Source organism: Mycobacterium sp. E1715 (assembly GCF_001667625.1).
GTDB lineage: Bacteria > Actinomycetota > Actinomycetes > Mycobacteriales > Mycobacteriaceae > Mycobacterium.
In genome coordinates this window covers 1-23725 of sequence record NZ_LZJJ01000491.1, presented here as the reverse complement: position 1 = coordinate 23725, position 23725 = coordinate 1, and the positions used below count along the sequence as shown (strand labels likewise).

18 protein-coding genes are annotated in these 23725 nt (G+C 65.1%); 9 read left to right on the top strand and 9 right to left on the bottom strand.

Annotation, left to right across the window (positions count from 1 at the left end; all coding sequences use genetic code 11):
* Positions 1–333: 333 nt before the first annotated feature.
* A complete protein-coding gene (locus A9X03_RS24460) occupies positions 334–579 on the top strand; it encodes a hypothetical protein (RefSeq protein WP_067756415.1) in 246 nt (81 codons plus the stop codon).
* Between the two features lie 139 nt (positions 580–718).
* Here the strand turns inward: A9X03_RS24460 and A9X03_RS24455 are convergent, their stop codons facing one another.
* Positions 719–1726 (bottom strand): GGDEF domain-containing protein, encoded by a 1008-nt coding sequence (locus A9X03_RS24455; RefSeq protein ID WP_068263407.1) that lies wholly within the window; start codon positions 1724–1726, stop codon positions 719–721.
* Positions 1727–2077: 351 nt separating this feature from the next.
* Between A9X03_RS24455 and A9X03_RS24450 the strand changes: the two genes are divergently transcribed.
* The gene (locus A9X03_RS24450) at positions 2078–4306 is read left to right on the top strand and encodes a serine/threonine-protein kinase (RefSeq protein WP_156746662.1); all 2229 of its coding nucleotides are present in this window, start codon (positions 2078–2080) and stop codon (positions 4304–4306) included.
* 180 nt (positions 4307–4486) lie between these two features.
* The gene (locus A9X03_RS24445; protein ID WP_068263403.1) at positions 4487–5095 is read left to right on the top strand and encodes an LGFP repeat-containing protein; all 609 of its coding nucleotides are present in this window, start codon (positions 4487–4489) and stop codon (positions 5093–5095) included.
* Between the two features lie 137 nt (positions 5096–5232).
* Here A9X03_RS24445 and A9X03_RS24440 read toward each other — a convergent pair whose 3' ends face one another.
* Positions 5233–6918 (bottom strand): GMC family oxidoreductase, encoded by a 1686-nt coding sequence (locus A9X03_RS24440; RefSeq protein WP_068263401.1) that lies wholly within the window; start codon positions 6916–6918, stop codon positions 5233–5235.
* 407 nt (positions 6919–7325) lie between these two features.
* Here A9X03_RS24440 and A9X03_RS28830 point away from each other — a divergent pair, with 407 nt between their 5' ends.
* Together A9X03_RS28830 and A9X03_RS24430 are read left to right on the top strand one after the other, a co-directional pair.
* The gene (locus tag A9X03_RS28830; protein WP_197499055.1) at positions 7326–7688 is read left to right on the top strand and encodes a lipoprotein LpqH; all 363 of its coding nucleotides are present in this window, start codon (positions 7326–7328) and stop codon (positions 7686–7688) included.
* Positions 7689–7921: 233 nt separating this feature from the next.
* Complete coding sequence (locus A9X03_RS24430) at positions 7922–8611, top strand: sensor domain-containing protein (protein ID WP_068263396.1); 690 nt, start codon at positions 7922–7924, stop codon at positions 8609–8611.
* A gap of 1020 nt (positions 8612–9631) precedes the next feature.
* Here A9X03_RS24430 and A9X03_RS24425 read toward each other — a convergent pair.
* The 3 genes from A9X03_RS24425 to A9X03_RS24415 form a co-directional block, all read right to left on the bottom strand.
* The gene (locus A9X03_RS24425) at positions 9632–9862 is read right to left on the bottom strand and encodes a DUF6400 family protein (RefSeq protein ID WP_231975456.1); all 231 of its coding nucleotides are present in this window, start codon (positions 9860–9862) and stop codon (positions 9632–9634) included.
* A 331-nt stretch (positions 9863–10193) separates the two neighbouring features.
* The gene (locus tag A9X03_RS24420; protein WP_068017988.1) at positions 10194–11201 is read right to left on the bottom strand and encodes a GTP-binding protein; all 1008 of its coding nucleotides are present in this window, start codon (positions 11199–11201) and stop codon (positions 10194–10196) included.
* A 172-nt stretch (positions 11202–11373) separates the two neighbouring features.
* Entirely contained in the window at positions 11374–12741 is a 1368-nt protein-coding gene (locus A9X03_RS24415; RefSeq protein WP_369831411.1) for an aldehyde dehydrogenase, read from the bottom strand.
* 140 nt (positions 12742–12881) lie between these two features.
* On the opposite strand from A9X03_RS24415, the gene A9X03_RS24410 reads away from it, so the two are divergent.
* From A9X03_RS24410 to A9X03_RS24395, 4 genes are all read left to right on the top strand, one after another.
* Positions 12882–13811, top strand: a complete 930-nt coding sequence (locus A9X03_RS24410) for an alpha/beta hydrolase (protein WP_067756387.1) — start codon at positions 12882–12884, stop codon at positions 13809–13811.
* 137 nt (positions 13812–13948) lie between these two features.
* On the top strand, positions 13949–14566 hold the full coding sequence (locus tag A9X03_RS24405) for a TetR/AcrR family transcriptional regulator (RefSeq protein WP_067756383.1): 618 nt from the start codon (positions 13949–13951) through the stop codon (positions 14564–14566).
* 284 nt (positions 14567–14850) lie between these two features.
* Entirely contained in the window at positions 14851–15267 is a 417-nt protein-coding gene (locus A9X03_RS24400; RefSeq protein WP_068263415.1) for an MmpS family transport accessory protein, read from the top strand.
* Positions 15264–18179 carry an RND family transporter gene (locus A9X03_RS24395; protein ID WP_067756380.1) on the top strand — a complete coding sequence of 972 codons (2916 nt, stop codon included), beginning with the start codon at positions 15264–15266 and terminating at the stop codon, positions 18177–18179. Before A9X03_RS24400 ends, A9X03_RS24395 begins: the two co-directional genes overlap by 4 nt.
* Here A9X03_RS24395 and A9X03_RS24390 read toward each other — a convergent pair.
* The 4 genes from A9X03_RS24390 to A9X03_RS24375 form a co-directional block, all read right to left on the bottom strand.
* Positions 18172–18954 carry an SDR family oxidoreductase gene (locus tag A9X03_RS24390; RefSeq protein WP_067756377.1) on the bottom strand — a complete coding sequence of 261 codons (783 nt, stop codon included), beginning with the start codon at positions 18952–18954 and terminating at the stop codon, positions 18172–18174. The genes A9X03_RS24395 and A9X03_RS24390 overlap by 8 nt on opposite strands.
* A 65-nt stretch (positions 18955–19019) precedes the next feature.
* On the bottom strand, positions 19020–19871 hold the full coding sequence (locus A9X03_RS24385) for an ABC transporter permease (RefSeq protein WP_067756374.1): 852 nt from the start codon (positions 19869–19871) through the stop codon (positions 19020–19022).
* Complete coding sequence (locus A9X03_RS24380) at positions 19871–20728, bottom strand: ABC transporter ATP-binding protein (protein ID WP_067756418.1); 858 nt, start codon at positions 20726–20728, stop codon at positions 19871–19873. Before A9X03_RS24380 ends, A9X03_RS24385 begins: the two co-directional genes overlap by 1 nt.
* Before the next feature lie 59 nt (positions 20729–20787).
* The coding region (locus tag A9X03_RS24375) for a type I polyketide synthase (RefSeq protein WP_156746660.1) at positions 20788–23725 on the bottom strand (2938 nt) is incomplete at its 5' end.

The following is a 23725-nucleotide window of genomic DNA, read 5'->3' as shown; positions in this document are numbered from 1 at the left end:
GCAACACCCAACCCACCGGCCAGCAGGGCGGTGGTCGCCAACCGCGCGATCCGTCGCATCATGACTGTCCTATTCCGTCGGGCGGCCCGTGGTCGGGGCGCTCTGCAGTTGAAGTAAATAGCGCGCCTGCCGCTACCGATCCCAAATTTGGCCGGCGGCCGCCGTGAGCCTCTTGTCAGGCGAGCATGGTTGGCGCTTAGCGCGACTCCGTGCCGTGACCGTTAAGGATCGTTACCACAATCGTGATTTTCGCGCTCGTATCATGAATTCACGAGAATTCCGAAGCTTTGACCCGAACAACGCCGATCGGCGTCCGCGAGCCTGGGGGCTGATATGACGATCGCAATCGCCGCGCACGAGCCAATCGAGAACGACGCGTTCGACGCGCACGACGATGTCATTTCGGCGGTCGCACGGCTCAACGGTATGCCCTGGGGAGGGGACACCGTTCTCGCCGAATTGAAACCGCGCTGGCGGCCCTCAGAAGAAGAGATCGTGCGCGCGGCGATCACCGTGATTTTGGTCGCCCTTGTGGCGATGATCGCCGTCGCCGCAGTCGCGATCTTGACGATGGGTTAGCGGCGGTCACGAGTAGGCGAGCACACGCAGCTCGTTCGGTTTTGTCCCGCCCGTGCGGGAGTCGTTGGGCGGCGGCGACGAGCACTGTCCCGCCGCCGCACCCGACGGTGCGGGCGAACCCGCTTGCGGCACAAGCAATTCAGCGGGACTCATAACGCCGGTGCGCATCGGCCTCACGGGCCTCGGAGATTCGCTTCTGCTTGGCGATATAGAGCTCGGCGTCCGCGGCTGCGTGCAGCGTGGCGATATCGGCGTCCTTGCCGGAGGCCGACGCGGTCCCGATGCTGGTGCCCGGCGTATATAGCCGCGCGGCGCCGACGAATTCCTCTGCCGCGGTGGGCTTGCGACCGGGGCGGTCAGCGATACACACCGCGAACTCGTCGCCGCCGAACCTGGCCAGAACGGCGTCCGCTGGGGCCACTTCTCGCCAGATATCCGCGCGACTTATCAGGTGCCGATCGCCGGCGACATGTCCGTCGGTGTCGTTGATCTGTTTGAAGTTGTCGATGTCCAGCGCGACGACCGTGACGGTGGACGCGGTCGAACGGGACCGCGCCAGCAAGTCGGCGGTGGCAATCTCCCAGCCGGCACGGTTGAGCAGTCCGGTGAGCGGGTCGGTGCACGCCGCGGCGACCAAGGTCCGCGTCAACAGGCCGAATGACTCGGCGGCGCCGACAATCGCGATCACGAAGATGAGGTAGTCGATGTACAACTTGGGCATGGGCGCGAGCGCAAGCGCGACGACACACGCCACGGTAAGCGCGCCGACCAGCAGCGCGCCCCGGCGCGGCGAGTAGAACCCGCGGAGGTACATCGCCAGAAACATCGGGGCGATCAGGCAGACGAACTCGGCGACGATCGCGACGTGGAAGGCCATCACCATGGGTGTGGCGACGATCGCCACGGCCGTCGCCGGTCCGGGTTTGTCGGGCCTGACGGCCAACCACGCCAACGCCGCGGCGCCGAGCACGACCGCCGCGATGCCTCCGGTCGGGTTCCCCGGCTTCAGCCCGGGATGGATTCGGATGAAAGTGCTGAACACAACACCCCAGGTGTAGAGGAACGTGGTGGCGCCCAAATAGATTCGCAGCAGCCGAACCTGATGCTTGCCGTAAAAGCCGCTGCCCGCGTCAGCACGCAACCGCAACCGGTATCGGCCTGCCCTACGGCCGCCTGGGCCTCGGAGGCTTAGACCCATCCGGTCAATCTCCCGGTCATGTGCTGACGCTCGGCCAATTACTGACATCGCCATTTGGCGAGCGCTCGTTTGCGGGTTAACGCTACTAAAGCATGCCGCGACACGCTCAATGAAGCCGCTAGATCTCCGAATCGGCGGGCCGCCGATTAACGGCGTAATTCCCGGGAAATAACCGTAACGGCGAGGCCGCTTGGCAAAAGGCGATTGGGATTGCGGCGTGCCGGTCAGTGTTCACCGTCGCCCACACCGAAGTTGGCTTCACGCGCTACCGGTGCGGCCAATAGACCCGAAGAAGAGCTCGTGCAACGCGGCGATCACGATGATTTCGTTGGCCCCTGTGGCCGTGATTGGCGTCGCCGCGGGTTCGATCTTGACAACGGGTTAGCAGCGATTTGGTCCGGAATCGGCCGTTGCGGGACTTTCCCCAAACCGTGTCAGCAGTGGGACTATGGTGTTGCTGAATTGCTGCGTCGGGAGGTTTCCATGGACGGGACCCCGTTCGGCCGGTACCGATTAATCAATTTGCTCGGCCGGGGCGGCATGGGAGAGGTCTGGCGAGCTTATGACACCGTCACCGACCGGATAGTCGCGCTCAAAGTACTCCCGGCGCATTTTGCTGCGGACAAGACGTTTCAACAGCGATTCCGTCGCGAGGCCCACTCAGCGGCACGGTTGAACAACCCTCACGTGGTGCCAATACACACCTACGGCGAGATCGACGGACGGCTATTCGTCGACATGCGCCTGATCGAAGGGCGGGACCTGGCGACCGTGCTGGCCTCCGGTTCAATGTCTCCGGCACGCGCGGTGCACATCGTCGAGCAGGTGGCACACGCCGTATACGCCGCGCACAAGATTGGATTGGTGCATCGGGACATCAAGCCCTCCAACATCTTGCTCGATGAAAATGACTTTGCTTATCTGATCGATTTCGGGATCGCTCGTGTTCTCGGCGAGACCGGTCTGACTGGTACGGACGCGGTGGTGGGCACGCTGCGCTACATGGCACCCGAGCGCTTCAAAGTCGGTGAGGCCGATGCACGCTCGGACATCTACGCGCTTGCTTGCGTGCTCTACGAATGCTTGACGGGAGGCGCCCCGTTTCCGGGCGACAGCATCGAGCAACAATTGGCAGGGCATCTGTCGGCGCCGCCGCCGCGCCCTTCTGACTCCGGCGCGCCGCCGGCATTCGACGCGGTCATCGCCACCGGCATGGCCAAAGACCCTGCGCAGCGCTACGCCACCCCGGTTGACATGGCACGAGCCGCGCGCGATGCGATCACGGTGCCGCTACGCCGTCCGGACCCGAGCGCGCAGTCACACACCGCCACTGTCCCCACTCGAGTGGCCTCATGGCCGAGTGAGCCAACACGGCAAGGGCGGAAGCCATTGCACCCCGGTCCGCAGCAGGAGATAACCGGGAACCGCAAGCGCGCCAAGCGATCTTGGGTGGTCGCCGCCGCGGTGATTGGAGTGGTCATGGCGTTGGGGGCCGCGAGCCTATACCTTCTGCGCACACATACTTCAACGCACGGATCTCCTACATCAACGGCGGGATCTTCGCAGACGACCGGATCTGCGGCGGCGGCCGCGCCGCCGAGCGGGGGAGGCACGCCCAGTTCGGGGGTCATCGCAGTGCCGAGTGGTCCACCCACGGTCGCCACCTCGGTACGGGTAGGCAATGGCGCGTTTGGAGTCGCGGTCGACTCCGCCGGACACACCGCCTATGTCGCGAACACCGGTTCCAACTCCGTGTCGCTGGTCGATACCGGCAGTCGTACGGTCACAGCCACCATCGCGGTAGGACGCCACCCGGTGGGCGTTGCCGTGGATCCGTCGACCCGGACCGTCTACGTCACCAACTACGACGACTCCTCGGTGTCGGTCATCGACACCACCAACGGCACGGTCATCGCCAAAATCGGTGTCGGGAGCCACCCCGGCGGGGTAGTGGTCGACCCGGATGCCCGGATCGCCTATGTCACTAACGGTGATAGCGCATCGGTGTCGGTGATCGACGTGACAACGCATGCCGTGACCGCGACGGTGCCTACCGGAAAAGGTCCAAGCCGGGTAGCCATCGATCGGACCGCGCACCGCTTGTTTGTCACCACTGCCGATCCCGCGGTGACGGTTGTCGATACCACGAACCGAACTGTCATCGGTACCGTTGCGCTCCGCGTCCACCCGGCCGGCATCGCCATCGACACCGCATCGCACACCGCCTATATCGCCAGCGGCGACGATGCATCGGTGTCCTTCGTCGACACCAACAGCCTGAGCGTCACCGCTAGTGTGCCTGTCGGGCAACGCCCCGCGGGGGTCGCAGTGGACCCCCCGACGAACACCGCGTACGTGGCCAACTACAGCGGCGGGTCCGTGTCCGTGGTCGACACCACCAAACACATCGTCACCGGAATCCTTGCCGTCGGAAACAATCCGCTCGCCATCGCCGTCGACCCAAACACGCACTTCGCCTACGTCACCAGCGACCTTGACCATGGCTCGTTGACAGTGATCGAGCGCTGACGTCGGAGCCATCGCGCACCGGTGGATCTTTACTCGGTGCTCTGGCTTGCCGTCTATGACGGCGTTGTAAGTTCGTTCGGGCGATCGCTGGCGCATTCAAGTGATTCGGTTTGAAGTCACGTCCGGGCGAAAAGGTCAGCCGCAACTCGATCCACCACACGAAGACGCGAAAGGAAGCCTATGAGAACGATCGCAAACCGCCACGCGGCAATCGTCGGCCTGGCCGCCGTCGCGCTGATCCCTGTGGGCTGCAGCAATGGCAAGAGCGTCGACGCGTCGGCGCCGCCTCAGGTCGGGGTGAGCGCCACCTCCACGTCGAAAGCCCCGGCGCCGCCCACCGAGGTGAAGCTGATAGGGGAGCGCGACGTCGAGGTGACTCTGACCGGCCCGATCGCGGTCAAGTACTCGTCGGCAACCGAGGATCAGAAGAAGGCACTCGGCAAGCCGCTGACGGGTGACCGCAACGCGGGGACTCGGGACAGCGGCGTGGTGTTCCAGCAATTCCAGGGCGGCGCGATCACCGCCAGGAACGGCGCGGCGGGCACACCCGCGTACATCATCGTGGGCAAGATCCGGGAGGCCTGGAATGTCCCACGTGGCCCGGACGGCACGCCTGCGGTCACCGGCACTAACGGTTCCGCAGGTCCGCTGGGCTCGCCCACCAGCGACGTGAACGCCTTGGGCGACCTGCAGGTGTCGACCTTCGAGCACGGCAAGATCGAGTACAGCCCGACGACCGGCCAGGTCGCGGTGACGGTGAACGACAAGGTCGTCCCGTCCGGGCTCTAGCTCGAATTGCGGGCAGCGCCCTGGCCCGCCATTTGGATGACTCGCATGGTGGAGGTTCCACTGGCCGCAATCGGGGGCCAGGACGTCGTTTGGTGTCGACTTCGAGTCCGCCGACCTTCGGCCCTGGAGTGGCCGACTTATCCCACAATCGCCCGCGCTGCGCGCTCGGCGATGAGCATGACCGGCGCGTTGGTGTTGCCGGAAATGATGGTGGGTATAGCCGAGGCATCGACCACCCGAAGGCCTGCGACGCGATACACACGGCAGTCGGTATCGAGCACCGCGGCGGGCGCCCGTGGCCGACCGTGCGCGTCAAAGGCTCCCATCGCGCAGGTGCCCACCGGGTGGAAAATAGTCGTGCCGAGTTCACCGGCCGCGTTCTGCAGGTCTTCGTCGCTCACCAGCTGCGGGCCGGGAAGCAACTCCTGCGGGCGGTAGCGGGCCAGAGCTGGCGCCGCCATGATCTGCCGGGTCATCCGAAGGCCCCGCACGGCGATTTGACGATCAACGTCGGTCGACAGGTAGTTGCAGAAGATCTTCGGATAGGTCAGGGGATCTGCACTGGCCATCCGCACATGGCCTCGCGAAGTGGGTCGCAGATTGCAGACCGAGGGAGTGATCGCGCCGAAGGGGTGCAGGGGTTCGCCGAACTTCGGCAACGACAAGGGCTGCACATGCCACTCCAGATCGGCACTTCCCAGCGCGGGGTCGCTCTTGGCGAAAGCCCCCAGGGTGGAAGGCGGCATCGTCACGGGCCCCGACCGCAACAGCAGGTATTGAAGCCCCATGCCTGCACGGGTGATCCAGTTCCTGTACAGGGTGTTGACGGTCGGGGCGCCCTGGACCCGGTAGATCGTTCGAAGCTGCAAGTGGTCTTGGAGGTTTTCGCCCACTCCTGGCAGATCGACGGCCACCGGCACTTGATGCTGGGCGAGCAGGCCGGCCGGGCCGAGACCCGAGACCTGCATCAGATGCGGCGAGCCAATCGCTCCGGCGCTCAGGATCACCTCGTTCCGGGCTCGGACGTCGACAATGTGGCCGCCTTTGAGCAACCGCACACCGGCGATGCGGTGCCGGGCCGTGGTCCAGGCGCCCCGGCGCTGATCCTCGAGGACCTGATCGTCCATCAGAAGCCGCAAGGCCTGGGTCTGCGTGTAGACGGTGAGATTCGGCCGGTGGGCGATGGGATGCAAGAAGGCATCGGCCATCGACCAGCGACGGCCGCGCCGTTGGTTGACGTGAAAGTACGCACAGCCGGCGTTGTCGCCCTGGTTGAATTCATCGATCGGGGAGATGCCCACCTGGGCGGCGGCGGCCTGCCAGGCGTCCAGGATCTTCCAGCGCACCCGCGGTAGCTCGACGCGGATCTCACCACCGGCGCCGTGCCAGTCGTCGGCTCCGCCGTAGTAGTTTTCCAGCTTTCTGTAGATTGCCAGTGTCTCGCCGGGACTGTCCGGGCCACCCCAGAGCCAGCGCTCGTCACCGGTGGCCTGTGCCCAGAGCTTGTAGTCACTTGCCTGTCCGCGCATGTGGATCATCGCGTTGATCGACGAGCAACCGCCGATCACGCGGCCGCGTGCGTAGTGAATGCTGCGGCCGGCCAGGCCGGGGTCGGGCTCGGTCGTAAAGCACCAGTCGGTGCGGGGATTGGCGATGGTGTACAGGTAGCCCACCGGCACCTTGATCCAGAACCAGTCGTCTTGGCCGCCGGCCTCTATCAGGAGGACACGGCGATCAGGGTTGGCGCTGAGTCGATTGGCGAGCAGGCAGCCGGCGCTGCCTGCTCCCACGATGATGAAGTCGAATTCGGCCACCGGGTTCATTCCGGTATCGGTCCTCCACGGCGTCGGATACGAGTCCTAGTGTGCGCGATGACCACCACATCCCGTCGAGGAATGATTGGCCGTGACTGATGAGCGAGAACCGTTGACGGCAGGGCAGTACGCGTAGCTTTACTGCGAGCCCTCCAGTCTGGCGCAGCCTGCTGTTGCCGCAAGTTAGCAGGGGGTGTTTGGATACGATTGGCATGTGCGACGGCAGCCGCCGATGCACCGGCCGGATTCTTTTTCAGTGCCGAATCTCGGTGCGCAGTTCACTTGTAAATCCTGCATAGGACAGCTCGCCATTGCCCAGATCAACGTCCTCCAGTGGAGCTACAGCCGCGATTCTGCTCCTTGTCGCTAGCATCCCAACAACGGCCTGCAGCCATCCATCGGTAACGGCTGCCTCGGTGAAGTCAACCACCACGTCAACCGATGCCTCTGCGACACATAGCGACTCATTGACGTTGGCCGGCACAGCTTTCCCGCTGCATGACGTCCAATGCCGCGATATGGGCGGCGCGGTGATCGTCACGGCCAAAACGCAGTCCGGTGAAGGTGTCACCGTCGATGCCGCGGGCGGCAAGCTTGAAACTTTGGACTTCAGCGCCGGTGGTATCGCCTACTTCTGGGAGCCGACATCGACCGGAGGAGCACCGCCACCAACGCTGACGCGAGACGGTGACAATTACACCGTGACTGGCAAGATCAAACAGCTTCACGATTACACCAAACTCAGTGATTTCACGTTTAGAGCAACCTGCCCGCGTTGAGCATCCTCGCCTCGGCGCGTTACCGGCCCCTCCAGCGACGACTTGGGATCGACTGTGCGCCACGGCCGTCCGTCCAGGAGGTCCGGGCGACCGGCTAACCAAATGACAGCAGCCACGATAGCGTGGGCACAATGTCGATTCAGGCGATGACCCAGAAGCACAGGGAGTGGCTTCGCACTTGGTGACGACTGATCAGTTTGGCGGCTAGGGGGACGATGCGAAGAACGAGGGGAATGAGCGCGCCGACAGGCAGCCATGCGCTCGCAATCCTGGCGCTGTCCGCGCTGACAGCCGGGTGCACGGCGACCGTCAGCGGCACAGTGGTAGCGGCCCCGACCATGGGTCATGCTCCTCAACCGTTGCCACCCGGTGCCCTGTCCGGATTGCTGCTCAGCCCGACTGAAATTGGCTCGATCATGGCCGCCCACATGGAGGTGGTCGACGCCGGCGACACCATGTACACGAATCAGCCTCTCGCTGATGGATGTTTGGTCTGGGCCGAGGCACAGGATTACTCCTACCAAGGCAGCGGCTGGACGGCTGTGCGCATGCAGAAGCTGAAGGACCGACGCGACAACGCCGATCATGTGGCATACCAGGCGGTGGTGTCGTTCCCGGGAGGATTGGCCGCCCATGACTTCTACGCCAGCCAGGTCACGGGCTGGGCGAACTGCGATGACCGGCGCGTCGATCTCCACGACCCGGGAGACCCCACGGCGCACTACTGGACGCTGAGTAAGGCCCGCGCCGAGGACGGCGTCTTGACGATAACGAGGGTCCAAGAAGACGGTGGAGGAGTTTGGGCGTGCCAACGCGCGTTGACGGCTTCCAACAACGTGGTGATCGATGTAAGCGCATGCGCCGACAATGTCGGCGACCGGGGTGCGCAGATCGCAGAGCATATCGCGAAGAAGATTTCCTAAGCTTCGACAACCGAGCGGTCGGAGAGCGTCGACAAACGTCTGGAAACTTGTCGACGCCTCGATCCCACTAACCGCGAAATGAGCTGATACAGGAGAGGATAACGAATCCCAGGCGTAACTTGACATAATGTCGCTTATCGGCACAACGGGTATAGCCCGGTCGCAGACGAGAGCCGCCTTCGCGGGCCCCGACTTGCAATTACCCGGTCGAGCCGGCTATCGCGCCAACCGTGCGCCGGTACCCTCGGCCGCGTCATCGAGTGTGCGTTCAGGGCATCGAGTGTGCGCCCACGGCGGCGACACGCCCGATCGGCGCCCACCATAGGCGCACACCCAAATGAGCGTTGGGATGCGGCAGTTAAGTGGCAATTAAGTGGCCGGCACCCCCGATCCGGCTTTCCGCCTACCCAACCCCAAAACGTCACCGTGACGAAAGTCTATGCGGCTCAGCGGTATTGCGTCACTTACCGGCACGAAGCCTGCGAGGCGGTTTTCAGAAATGGGCCGCCTTCGCGAGATCTGGCCCACGAACCGCTCACCGGTGAGACGTCGACAGCCGGCGGCGCACCCCGCGGCATCGAGTGTGCGGTCAGGGCTTCGAGCGTGCGCTCACGGCGGCGACACGCCGACAAGCGCCGCCATGGGTGCACGCTCGATGGCACGAACATTCGGCGACCGGCTTCGCACGCCAACAAGCGACGCCCGCCGATCTCCGCTTCCCCGCCAAGGACCTCACCAATGCGTCACCGTGACGAATTACCCTGTCCCACCCCAGAGCCCTGGCCGGGAGGTCAGTTCGAATTGTGTCGCCAGCGCGTGGGGGCCGCGCTGCGATGCGTGTCGGTCGACCAGAGATGGCCGCAATCCGAGCACTGCAGATGCACCAGCGTGCCCCTGTTACTCAGGAGGTACTGCCAGTGCGTATCGCAGTTGCGGGTGCTTCGACAATCGCCACATCTGGCGCGGTGATCGCAGCGCGGACACGGCAACCATGCACGCCGGCCACGGTCGGCCGTCGGATCAATCGGTAGCACGAGCAGTCGTCCGTTCAGGCAACACGCCGGCGCGGACCAACGCGTCGTAGACCCGCTGCTGCTCCTCATCGAGATTCGAGTACAGCATTTCGTATGCCTTTTCTTCCTCTTCAAGCACGGCGACAGGGTCCCAGTCGTCACCCGTCGCTTCGAGCATCGCGCTGCGTCTACGCGCCTCGTCGAGGGTCAGGTCGTAGCCAAAGTCGAGGTCGGCCATCGCGCTCCCAGCCATTAGATATGCAAACGAATGGTAAGGATGGCCTAATTAGTGGCGCTCGGGCTATGAACTGGGTCACTATTGCCGCTTGACGTTGGTCACACCCGACTCCGGCACAGTGTGACACCGAGAATCCGACGAGCCACGCCGTGACGACGCGGCCGTCGGGCTGCTACCTGCCCGGAAGCGGGCCCCGGACCCTATCCCCCGTCCCCCAGGTCCGTCGCCGGCAATACGTCACTGTGACGAATATTGCTGCAGCGCAGGGTTATTCACGACTTAACCGCCGCGCGCAGGCCACGATCTCGAGCGAATTCAGCCGGATCGTTTCTCACGCACTCAGGCGCCGATAGCGGTCGAGCCGCCGCAGGGCCTGCGCCGACGCCCGCCCCGGGGCCGGCTGCAGCGCGCTGTCGACCCGCGCACGGACAGCATCGACGTCGAGATCCATTCCGATCGCCACAAGACGATTGGCCACGGCCCCCCGCGGCGCAGGCCCGATGTGGATTGCGCTACCTACCAGATTGACGACATAGCCATGAACGGTCGCGCGGTGGCGCACCGCCACGATCCCTTTCAGCCTGAACACCCGCGGCGGCGGATCTTCGAGAAGGTCGAACAGGGCATTGGGGTCGACGCATCCGGAGCTGCAGACGGCGACGGCGTCGGCATGGACGTGGTCATGGTCATGCTCGGGCGCCAGATCCAGGAACGAGAGCTGCCCAACCCGGCCGGACGTGGCGGACGCGTCGAAGAGTAGCTCCGGGGCTATCCGGCCACCCGTCGTCGCCACGACATGTATGCGCGGGTTACGTTGCGCGGCACGCTGTGTGACGCGTTGCACCATGGCCGCCCGCTCGCCCTCGGGCACCTGGTCGATCTTGTTGACGACGATCAGCGACGCCGCACCGTAGCGCACCGGCGGCAGGGCGCCGCAGTCGACGGTGTCGAAGTGGTTCACTGCGTCGACGACGTCGACAAGCCCGCCCGGGCGAACCCCGCGGATCTCACTGAAGCCGATGATCCGCGCGATAGCCACTGGGTCGGCCAGACCGCTGGCCTCGACGACGATGGCATCGAGGCGCCGAGCCGGGTTGGCGAGCTTGATGAGTGCGTCGTCGAGCCCACCGCCGTCGGGCAGGCAACAGATGCATCCTCCGGCGATCGACGCTGGCTCGTCGACCTGGCCGGCGACCAAGGCGGCGTCGATGTTGATGTCGCCGAAGTCGTTGACCACCACACCTATTCGCGTGCGAGGATGGCGTAACAGGTGGTTGAGCAACGTCGTCTTGCCGGCCCCGAGATGACCAGTGAGGGCGATGACGGGTACCGCAGCCACGCCTCACCCTCCACTTCGACGTCCGGACATCCGATGCTAACCGGCGCAGCTTGATCGGTGTGCTCGCCGCCGGGTCGGAGTCCAGCGTTGCCGACAATGCTCAGCAAGGAGCCGCGGCTACTGCCGCGACCGGGGCGGCGAGACTGACATCGACTCCTAGCCCATCGGCCGGTCAGCCGCCGGGCGCCGACCAGTGCACCACCTTCATGGCGGTCATCTCGTCGAGTAGTTCGGGCCCGAAGCCGAAGCCCGCGCCGCTGGCACGGCGGGGTTCGGAGGCGCCGCCCGGCGCACCGCCGAAGACGTCGTTGATCTTGACGGTCCCCACGGGAAGCTTGCGCCACGCCTCCTGGGCGTGCGCCATGCCGCCGGTGAGCACGGTGGCGGCCAAGCCGTATCGGTCGTCGGCGGCTTCGGCCAGTGCCGTGGCGAAGTCGGGCACCGCCCGTACCGGCGCGATGGGACCGAACGTTTCCTCGCGCATGATGAGCATGTCGGGCGTGCAGTCGGTCAACACCGTCGGCGGGTAGAACGAACCCGGCCCGGGTCGCGGCTCGCCGCCGACCAGAACGTGGGCCCCGGCGCGGGTGGCCTCCTCGACATGCGTGTGCACGTGCTCGCGATGGCGCTCGTCGACCAGCGGTCCGATGCGGTCGGCCCACGCGATCGCCTCGTCGATCAACGCGTTGAGGAATGCGTCGGCGATCGATTGCACGACATAGACCCGCTCCACCGAGACGCAGACCTGTCCGGCATTCGCGAAGGCACCGAGCGCCGCCTGCCCCGCCGCCCACGCCGGATCCACGTCGGCGTCGACGATCAACGGATCGTTTCCGCCGTTCTCCAGCAGGGCCTTTGCGCCCCGCTCGGCACAGGCCCGCGCGATCTCTCGGCCCGTCGCACTGCTGCCGACGTGCGCGACGACATCGACCAGCTCCGCGGCCACCAACCGTTCCCCGACGGTGCCGTCACCGTCCACGATTTCGAGGACACCGTCGGGCAACCGCGCCGCCAGCAGCTCGGCGAAGCGCCGGCCCGTCTGCGGGCAGCGCTCGCTGGCCTTGTGCACCACAGTGTTCCCGGTAACCAGGGCCGCTCCGAGCAGTCCGGCCGCCACCGCCACGGGCTCGTTCCACGGCGTGATCACCGCAACCACGCCGCGCGGCTGGGGCACCATCAAATCGGTTGCGGACCAGCCGCCCTGCAGGGCGCTGCCGCGGTGCAACGGTCCGAGTTGGGCGTACTGAAGGAGCGTGTCGATGCCCGCGTTCACGCCGCCACGCGCGTCGCCGCTCAGCTTGCCGGTCTCTCGCTCGTTCAGTTCGGCGAGTTCGTCGGCCGCGGCCCGTACGTCGGCCGCTGCGGCCGCCACGGCGGCGGCGCGTTCGGCCGGCGACGTGCGGGCCCAGTCGCCGGCGGCGGCCGCCGCACGCCTGACCGCTTCATCACAGTCGGCCGGCTCGGTGATCGGCACCTGGGTGACGGTGTCACCGGTGCGCGGATCCAGGACGCTGATGATCTTGGTAAGGGTCGAAGCCACGACAGCGGATACCCTGCCCCAGGCTCGACCAATCAGCCACCGGCAAGAATCCCTGGTCAGCGCGGTGAAGAACGCCTCGGGACGCCATGCCGATCCGGTATGGTCGGCGTGTCCGCGAGCGGAAGAAACAGAGGGCTTCGATGGCAAAACGGTTCCCCGGCAACGCCTTTACCTCATCGCAGGCGGTGGATCCGGGTCTGCGCAAGGTTGCCCGGTTCCTTCCGCGTGGGTATGCGCTCCAGCGCGGGCTCAAAGTCCAGCGGACGATCATGAACTTTTTCGGAACGGCCGGCCGGTTGCGGGACGTGCCGGAAGCGACGGTCGACGAGCACGTCACGGTTCGTCTGCATCGTCCGGTCGATCTTCCCGGCCGCGCCCCGGCCATGTTGTGGGTCCACGGCGGCGGGACCATCATGGGTCGCGCCGCCCAGGACGACAAGTTCCTGCGCAAGCTGTCGAACCGCACCGGTGTCGCGATCGCGGCGGTGGAACATCGCGTGGCACCCGAACATCCGTACCCGATCCCGGTCGAGGACTGCTACGCGGCGCTGCGGTGGCTCGCACGCCAACCATGGGTGGACCCCGATCGGCTCGCCGTCGGCGGGGCCAGCGCCGGCGGGCTCTTCGCGGCCGCGGTGGCGCAACGGGCTCACGACCGCGGTGACGTCAAACTCGCCTTCCAGATGCTGGTGTATCCCATGCTCGACGATCGGACCGGCGCCGAACGCAGCGGTCAGAGGCGCATCATGTGGACCGAGACCGACAACCAACTGGCGTGGCGCTGGTATCTCGGCGGCGCCGACGCCAAAGAGGCCGCCCCGTCGCGGCGGGACGATCTCTCCGGACTGCCGCCGGCGTGGATCGGGGTCGGAACGTTGGACCTCTTCTACGAGGAGTGCCGGCAGTACGCGCGGCGCTTGCGGGAGGCGGGCGTCCCCGTGCACGAGGAGATCGCTCCCGGCGCGTTTCACGCCTTCGACCAGATTGTGGATAACGCGCCCGTGTCGGTGAAATTCTTCGCGAGCCAGTGCGATCACCTTCGCGACGCGCTCGCCCCATCCGCGGCATAAACCGCGCGCGCAGCGGCCGACCCGCTTGTGCGCGAACACTTTCCGCGCAGCGCAGCGCAGGCGAAGGGGATGCCGGCGGACGCCTGGGCGGCGAATGCCGTCACTTTTTGACTGCAAAGTGTGCAGAATGTGCAACTATGGACGCCGTGGTCGTCAATCAGATGGGTCTACGCGAGCGCCGTCGCCGCCAAACGAGCGCGGACATCCGCGACGCCGCGGTGCGCCTCACGGTGGAACGCGGCTACGACAAGGTCACCATCGACGAGATCTGCGCCGAAGCCGGCATCTCGACGCGCACCTTCTTCAACTACTTCCCCAACAAAGAATCGGCGATCGCCTACGGGCCGTCCGACATACCCCCCGAACTGGTAGCGGATTTCGTCGCCGCCGGCCCTGCCCCGTACTCGGAGGTGCTGGCGGAGCTGATCACGCTCGCCGCCCACCATCTTCGCGACGTGCCCCCACGCCGCGAACACGCAGCACACATGCTCGAACTCGCCAAAACCTCGCCGGCGGTGCTGGCCGCGTTCCTCGCCGACCTGGAACGGTTTCAAACTCACCTGACCGACATCGTCGCCCGCCGCCAGGGCATGCAACCCGACGACGAAATCGTCGCGCTGATCGCCGCGCTGGCGCTGACGGCGGTGCGCTCCGGCATCGAGCGGTGGTCGAGGGGCGAAGGCGACGCCGACGACACGCCGATGCCCCATGTCGAGCGAGCGGCCGCGCTGGTCAACAGCATCTTCACGAAGTGACCTGAAACACCGACCGCAATCGTTGCATGGTGTGCAACAAATGCACAGTATGTACTATGCTCTGTTCTGCGGTACTCGGGGACGCCTCCGCGTCGCACGGCGCGTGTCGCACTGGGGGCGACGACCGGCGTTCTCGTGAGACCGCTACCTCTGACCATCGAACCTGTACGGACCGAGGCGACCGCCGAAACCGTTGCGGCGCACCGTAAGCCGTCGCGCATGACTGACCACGTCACGATCGGATGACGAGGAAGGGAATTCCCTAGGTGCAGATCTCGAAGGTTATGCGCAACACATGGTTGCCGCTGCTGATCGTCGCGGTCCTGGTCATCGGTGGCTTCGCGGTGGCGCGGGTCAAGTCGTTCTTCGGAGCCCACGACACGGGCATCATGACGAGCCCACGGCTGGACGATTCCAAGCCGTTCAAGCCGAAGGTCGTCAAGTACGAGGTCTTCGGCACGGCCAGGACGGCCAACGTGAACTATTTGGATTTGTCTGCCGACCCGAAGCGGGTCGACGGTGCGCCCTTGCCGTGGACGCTGGTGCTCAGCACGACTGCCCCATCGGTCTTCCCGAACCTCTCGGCCCAAAGCGACGGCAATTCGTTGGGTTGTCGCATCACCATCGACGACGAAGTCAAGGCCGAGAACCAAACCAACGGCGTGCACGCCCTGACCTTCTGCTTGGTGAAATCCGCATGAGCGCACACTTCGATGACGCCCGCACCGACACCATTCCCGTGGCCGACGAACCGGTACGGGAAAGAATCCCGCGGATCATCCGAACCTTCGCGGTTCCCATCATCATCGGCTGGATCGCGCTCATCGCGGTGCTCAATGTCGTCGTTCCTCAGCTGGATGAGGTCGGGAAGATGCGCTCGGTGGAGATGACTCCCGACGACGCGCAGTCGGTCGTCGCGACCAAGCGCATGGGCGCAATCTTCAACGAGTACAAGTCCAACAGCTCGGTGATGATCGTGCTCGAGGGACAGAATCCCCTCGGCGCCGACGCCCACGCCTACTACGACCAAATGGTCAAAAAGCTCGATGCGGACACCAAACACGTCGAGCACGTGCAGGACATGTGGAGCGATCCCCTGACCGGGGCGGGCGCCCAGAGCAACGACGGCAAGGCGGCCTACGTCCAGGTGTATCTGGCCGGCAACCAGGGCGAAGCCCTGGCCAACGAATCGGTCGAGTCCGTCCAGAACATCGTCAAGAGCCTGCCCCCGCCGCACGGAGTTAAGGCGTACGTCACCGGGCCCGCCGCGCTGTCGGCGGATCAGCACACGGCAGGTGACCGCAGCCTGCAGCTCATCACCGCGGCCACGTTCACGGTCATCATCGGGATGCTGCTCCTGGTCTACCGGTCGGTGGTCACCGTGTTGCTCACGCTGGTGATGGTCGTGTTCGAACTTTCGGCCGCCCGCGGGATGGTCGCTTTTCTGGGCTACTACAAGATCATTGGGCTCTCGACCTTCGCCACCAACCTGTTGGTCACGTTGGCGATCGCGGCCGCCACCGACTACGCGATCTTCTTGATCGGCCGATATCAGGAAGCCCGCGCGGTCGGCGAGTCACGCGAAGACGCCTACTACACGATGTACAAAGGCACCGCACACGTGGTGCTCGGCTCGGGTCTGACCATCGCCGGCGCGACCTTCTGCCTGCACTTCACCAACCTGCCCTATTTCCAGACGCTGGGCATCCCGCTGGCCATCGGCATGGTGGTCGTCGTGGCGGCGGCGCTCACGCTCGGGCCCGCGGTGATCTCGGTGGCCACCCGCTTCCGCAGGACGCTGGAACCCAGACGGACACAACGCATTCGCGGGTGGCGCAAGATCGGCGCGCTCGTGGTTCGGTGGCCGGGACCGATCCTGGTGGTGACGATAGGGATCGCCCTCATCGGCTTGCTCACCCTCCCCGGGTACCGCACCAACTACAACGACCGCAACTACCTGCCGGCCGACCTGCCCGCCAACGAGGGTTACGCGGCCGCGGATCGGCACTTCTCCCAGGCGCGGATGAATCCCGAAGTGCTGATGATCGAAAGCGACCACGATCTGCGCAACTCCGCGGACTTCCTGGTGATCGACAAGATCGCCAAGACGGTTTTCCGGGTGCCCGGAATCGGCCGCGTGCAAGCCATCACCCGGCCGCAGGGCACGCCGATCGAGCACACCTCGATCCCGTTCCAGATCAGCATGCAGGGCGTCACCCAGCAGATGAACCAGAAGTACCAGGAAGATCAGATGGCCGACATGCTGCACCAGGCCGACATGATGCAGACGACCATCGACAGCATGGAAAAGATGTCGAGCATCACCGCGCAGATGGCCAACGACATGCATCAGATGGTCAAGAAGATGCACGACATGACCATCGACATCAACGAATTGCGCCAGCACATGGCCGATTTCGAGGACTTCTTCCGGCCGATCCGCAGCTACCTCTACTGGGAACGGCACTGCTACGACATCCCGGTCTGCTGGTCGCTCCGCTCGGTCTTCGACGGCCTGGACGGCATCGACATCATGACCGATGACATCGAGAGCCTGCTGCCGATCATGGACCATCTGGACACGCTGATGCCCCAGATGGTGGCGCTGATGCCTTCGATGATCGAAAACATGAAGGCCATGAAAACGACGATGCTGACCATGTATTCGACCCAGAAGGGTCTGCAGGATCAGCAGAACGAGGCGCAGAAGAACTCCAACGCGATGGGTAAAGCGTTCGACGCGTCCAAGAACGACGACTCGTTCTACCTGCCGCCGGAGACCTTCAACAACGCCGAGTTCAAGAAGGGGATGAAGAACTTCATCTCCCCCGACGGCCATGCCGTGCGCTTCATCATCAGCCATGACGGCGATCCGATGTCGCAGGAAGGCATTTCGCACATCGGCGCCATCAAGAAGGCCGCCTACGAAGCGCTCAAGGGCACGCCGCTGGAGGGCTCGAAGATCTATCTCGCGGGCACCGCGTCGATCTACAAAGATCTCAGTGACGGCAACACCTATGACTTGCTGATCGCCGGAATCTCGTCCCTGTGCTTGATTTTCATCATCATGCTGCTCATCACGCGGGGCGTGGTGGCGTCGGCCGTCATCGTGGGCACCGTCCTGCTCTCGCTGGGGGCGTCGTTCGGCCTGTCGGTGTTGATCTGGCAGCACCTCATCGGCATCGAGCTGCACTGGATGGTGCTCGCCATGTCGGTCATCATCCTGCTTGCCGTGGGCGCGGACTACAACCTGCTGTTGGTGGCGCGGTTCAAGGAGGAGATCTACGCCGGCCTGAACACCGGAATCATCCGGTCGATGGGCGGCACGGGTTCGGTCGTCACCTCGGCGGGACTGGTGTTCGCCTTCACGATGATGACGATGGCGGTCAGTGAGCTGACTGTCATCGGTCAGGTCGGTACCACCATCGGATTGGGTCTGCTGTTCGACACCCTGATCGTCCGGTCGCTGATGACGCCGTCGATCGCCGCGTTGCTGGGCAAGTGGTTCTGGTGGCCGCAACGGGTGCGGCAACGCCCGGTGCCGTCGCCGTGGCCCAAGCCGAGCACAGAGAAGGCACCCGAGGAGGCCGAAATCCTCGCTCCCGTCAGGTAACCCAGTCCGGTTGCCCGCCGGTGTCCACCGCGGAGAAGTCCTTGTGGCCCAGGCCGGCGGTGGTGCCGCCGTCGACGACGAACTCCGAGCCGGTCGAGTAGCTCGACTCGTCGCTGGCCAGGTAGACCACCAGACTGGAGACCTCCTCGGGCTGGGCGATCCGGCCCAATGCGGTCTGGAAGATGTCTTCGGGGACCCACTCGGTCATCGGCGTCTTGATGAGCCCGGGATGGATCGAGTTCACCCGAATCCCACTGGGCCCCAACTCGAGTGCCGCCGATTTGGTCAAGCCCCGGACGGCGAATTTTGTTGCGGTGTAACCGTGGCAGGCGATCGTGCCGGCGATCCCCTCGATGGAGGAGATGTTGATGATCGACCCCCGTCCGGCTTCCTTCATGGGTCTCACCACGGCGCGGATGCCCAGGAAGACGCCCGTCAGGTTGATGTCGAGGATGCGCTGCCACTCCGAGAGCGCGTAGTCCTCGAACGTGCCGATGTTGATGATGCCCGCGTTGTTGACGAGCACGTCGAGATGGCCGAACTCGCTCAGGGCGGTGGCCACCGCGGCGTCCCAGTCCTCGGGTTTCGTCACGTCCAGGTGCAGATAGCGGGCGGCGTCCCCGACCTCGGCCGCGACCGCCTTGCCCTCGTCGTCGAGGATGTCACCGAACACCACCTTGGCTCCCTCGGCCACCAGCGTCCGCACGTGCGAGGCCCCCATCCCCCGCGCGCCACCGCTGATCAGCGCGACCTTCCCGGCCAACCGTTCTGCCACTGTGATTCTCCTGTCGTGTGGGTCCTAAGCACCATACGTACAGGAGTCAACGTATGGCCATTGGCCTATTTTTTGTCCGACCACCGGAAAACCGTCAGGCAGGCGATCAGCCCGCCCACGCTCCATGCGGTCAATACGAAGAACGTCGGCCAGTGTTCCCAGCTGCCGGCCGGTTCGAAGGCGGCCATGTTCGACGGCAAGAGCACCGACCGGAAACCCTGGGCCATCCACTTCACCGGGAACACAGAGCCGAGGGTCAACATCCACGCCGGCAACGCGACGAGCGGAACATAGGTGCCCGACACGAACTGCAAGGCGACCCCGGGGCCGTTGGTCAGGACAGCCGCCGAAACCGCGGTGCTCGCAAAATTACTCACGAAAATGCCCAGTAACGAGCAGCTGATGATGCCCATCAGGAACACCCACGTCAGGGTGAACCACCCAAAAGCATCGGTTGGTAGATGGAGTTTGAAGACCAGCACACCCACCGACAACAGCACGACGGCCTCGGCCAGGCTGGCGACGGCAACCAGGGCGATCTTTCCGACGAAATACGACGACGCGGTCGTCGGAGTCCCCCGCAGCCGCCTCAGCGCGCCGCTCTCCCGGTCGGCGGCAACGCTGATACCGAGATTGATGAAGGACGTGGACAGGATTCCGTAAGCGAGGATGCTCGCGGCGAGCACGGCACCGGTGCTGGTGTCGCTGTGCGGCATCTTCGTCGAAAAGATCGAACCCAACAGAATGCCGATCACGGCAGGCATCGAAAACGTGAGGACCAACTGCTCCGGCCGGCGGTAGAACATTTTCAGCTCGGGCACGATTCGCGACACCCCGATGCGGAGCGGACCGGGGAGCGGCGCCTCGAGCGTGCGGTGGCGCTGCGGTGACGAACCCTGCGCTTGGTCGATGCCCATCACGCCTCGCCGATCAACCGCAGATAAGCGTCTTCGAGCGTCGGCCGGGAGACCGTCAGCTGAGCCAATTCAGCCCCGTCCTTCGACCGCTGCCTGATCAGGTCGGTCGGGCGATCCGTCTCCTCCACGTGGACGCGGCCTGCCTCCACCCACCGGACCGTAGCGGCGGAGCTGACGTACTCGGTCAGTCTTGCCGGTGAGTCGACCGCCACAACCCTGCCGTCGGCCAGGACTGCGACCCGGTCCGCCAGGGCGGCGGCCTCCTCCAGGTAGTGGGTGGTCAACAGGATGGTCGTGCCATCGCTCGCCAGTAATCTGATGAGGTCCCAGAATCGTCGCCGGGCATCCGGATCGAAGCCGGTCGTCGGTTCGTCCAGGAAGAGCAATTCGGGCATGCCGATGATGCCGAGGGCGACGTCCAAACGACGGCGCTGCCCACCTGACAGCGTCCTCACCCGGGCGTGGGCAACCGAGGTCAGCCCGACGAGTTCGAGTGTCTCCCCCGGAACCCGTGCCCTCCCATAGCATTTCGTCAGCATCTGAACGGTTTCCGCGACGGTCAGCATCCCCGCGTCGCTGACTTCTTGCAGCACGATGCCGATCTTGGCGCGCCAGCAGCGGCCGGCGGTTCCGGGATCTTCGCCCAACACCCGCACGTCTCCGGCATCTCGCTGTCGATGGCCCTCCAGGATTTCGATCGTCGTTGACTTTCCCGCGCCGTTGGGCCCCAGGATGGCGAAGATCTCGCCGTAGCCGACGTCGAGATCCACGTCGCGCACCGCGGGCCGGTGCCCGTAGGCCTTCGACAAGCCTCGAACGTGCACCGCGCGGGGCTGTTCCGCGTGCTTGACCGCGATCGGCTCGGCCTTCTCGGCCGGCTGCTCGTGTCGCGCCGACCGTGCCCGCCCGGGAGCGTTCACGCGTGCGTTCCTCCCGGGTCCTGTTGGTCGGCCTGCGTTTCGAGGTCGACCAGCAGTGCCCGAAGTTCGTCCTGAGAGAACTGCTCTACCAAGCGGTCGACCTCGTCGGCCGCGATGCGCTCCGGACGCGGGTCGCTGACCGGGGATGCGTCTGCGCCTCCCAGTTGAAGCCGGCCAAGTATGCGAACGGCCAGTTCGTTGACGCTTACGCCCCTGAGCAGTTCCAGCACCGGCAGTTCGACGGCGAACATCGCGTGGATCCGGGCCCTGAAATCCATTGCCATCATCGAGTCCAGGCCGAGGTCGTCGAGGGCGTCGTCGGGCCCGATATCGGCCGGGGTGAGGTCGAAGACCGCGGAGCCGATTTGTCGAACCAGGCGGGCGACCATGTCGAGCCTGTCGGCTTCCGGGCATGCCGCGAGGGAATCCAGGACGGATGTCTCGCCCTCGGCTTCGGCCGGCGAGGCTTCGGCCGCGCCCAGTTCGGAGAACATCGGCGGCAACTGCCCGACCAGGCCGACGCGACGGGCCAGCGTCCAATCGGCGGTGATGGCGATGACGTTGGGTACCTGCTGATTGATGAGCCGATCCAGGATCCGGGCGCCCGCCGCGGGGGTGATCAGCTCGATTCCCCGCTGGGCGTAGATCTTTTCGAGCTTGAGCTCTTCGACCATGCCGACCGACCACGGACCCCAACCGATCGTGGTGGCCGGCAATCCCTCGGCCCGTCGATGATGCGCGAAGGCGTCGAGGAATGCGTTGGCGGCGGCGTAGTTTCCCTGACCGGGTGAGGCGATGACCGACCCGGCGGACCCGAACATCACAAAGAAGTCGAGCTGCTGTTCCTTGAAAGCGTTGTGCAACACGCGAGTACCCGCGACTTTGGGCGCCATCACCTTGGTGAAATCCGCTTCGGTCATGTTGACCAACAGTTGGTCGTGGACAGAACCCGCGGCGTGGACGATTCCACGAACCGGCCGGCCCTCGTCTCGGATGTGGTCACCCAGCCACGCCCGCACCTGGTCGGCGTCGGTGATGTCCACGCTGGCCGTCGTCACTCGCGCGCCGAGGCGCTCGATCTGCCGGATCGCTTCGACGGTTGACCGGTGCTTGTGGTCGTGGGACAGCAACGGCCAGCGGCTCCTTGGCGGGAGTTCGCTTCGGCTCAGCAGGGCGATATGCCGCGCGCCCCGCTCGGCAAGGTACGTCGCGACGACGCGTCCGAGGGCTCCCGCTCCGCCCGTGACGACGTAGCTGGCATCGGGTGCGAGTCTGGTCGGAAAGGCTTTCGAGAGGCTGCTGGCCGGGCGCAGGCGCGGGACGAACGTGGTGTGGCCGCGGATGGCGATCTGATCTTCGGCGTCGTCATCGAGAACGTGGTCGCAGATGCGCGCGGCAGTCGCGACGTGATCGTCGGCGGCGTCGATGTCGACCAGCCCGCCCCATTGTTTGACCAATTCCTGGTGGCCCACGACGCGGCCGAGTCCCCAGATGACCGCTTGTTCGACCGCGATCGTCTCGGTCCCCGGCGCCGGTTGCGCGTTCGCGGTGATCAAGTACAGGCGCGGCTGGACGGTGTCCCGCTCCGCGAGGGCTTTCACGACGTGCATGACCGTGAAAACGCCGATGCTATCGGCCGTTTCGGCCGGGACACCGTTGTGCGCCGGTTCGCCATCCGGATGTGCGGGCATATCCAACGGCCAGCAGTCGACGATGCCCGCGAGGTTGCCCTCTGCGGCGAGGTGGGTTTCGAGCAGCTGATGTAGCTGACGCGGCTGTCTCGGGTTCACCGCATATCCGCCGTCGATTTCGGTGATCGCTTCGACGGGTCGGTGTTCGACAAGGCGAACGTGCTGGCCCCTGCGGCGCATCTGCTCCGCAAGCGCTGAGCCCACGCCCGCCGCGTCGACGAAGACGAGCCAGGACATGCTCTCGGCGGCGATCGAGTTCTCGCGTTCATCGTGGACGCCGGAATGCGCGACCCACTGAACCTCGTAGAGTCCCCTGTCCACGCGCTCGGGCGAGATGTGCGACGACGCGGCGAGTGACTGCACGGTGAAGCCGTTGAAGACAGCGAGCGGCCGCCCGTCGGCCCCTGTGACGGTGATGTCGCTTTCGATCTCATCGGCGGTCGCCGACACGACACGCACGTGGACGGACATGCTTGGGCCGGCAGGGCCGTATATGGCGCTTTGCCGGATCCGCACGGGAAGGTAGGGACTTTCGTTCGCCTCGCCCCCGAAAAACGGTGCGCCTAGCAGGGTCTGGAAGGCGCCGTCGATGAGGGCCGGATGAAATCGGTACCGGTCGACTTCGTCGGCGAGCGCTTCCGGAATGGTCATCCGGGCTGTCGCCCAACCGTCTCCGGCCGTCGCCCCGGTGATTGTCTGGAACGCTTCGCCATAGCTCAGTCCCACGGCTCGGGTACGCGCGTAGAACTCGTCGCCGTCGATCGTTGTCGACTCGCCCGCGCCGGTGGGGCTGTCGCAGCGTCCGGGCGATCTCGGAAGTATGTTGAGTTGCGCCGTCGCCGTCAGCGTCCACTTCAGGTCCCCGCCCGCGGTAGCAGTGAAAGCGGTGAACTCCAGGGCGCCGGTGTCCTGATCGAGGGTTGTCCTGAGTATGGGGTCACACGTGTCGTCAAGAACGAGGGCCCGTCTCAGCGTCAGGTTCTCGACGCTGTGGTGAGCTGACCCATACGTTTGTTCGCCGGCCGCGAGGGCCATTTCGATGAATACCGCCCCGGGTACCAGGACACTGCCCTCAACCCGGTGATCCCCGAGGAAGGGCAACATCGCGGTGCTCAACTCCGCTTCCCAGGTGGGGTGCACCGCGCCGCTCACCGGTTGCCCGAGCAGGGGATGCACCGGGTTGTAGTGCAGGTCCTCCGCGGCTTCCTGCGTCTCGTTCCAATACCGTTTGGACTGCCATGGG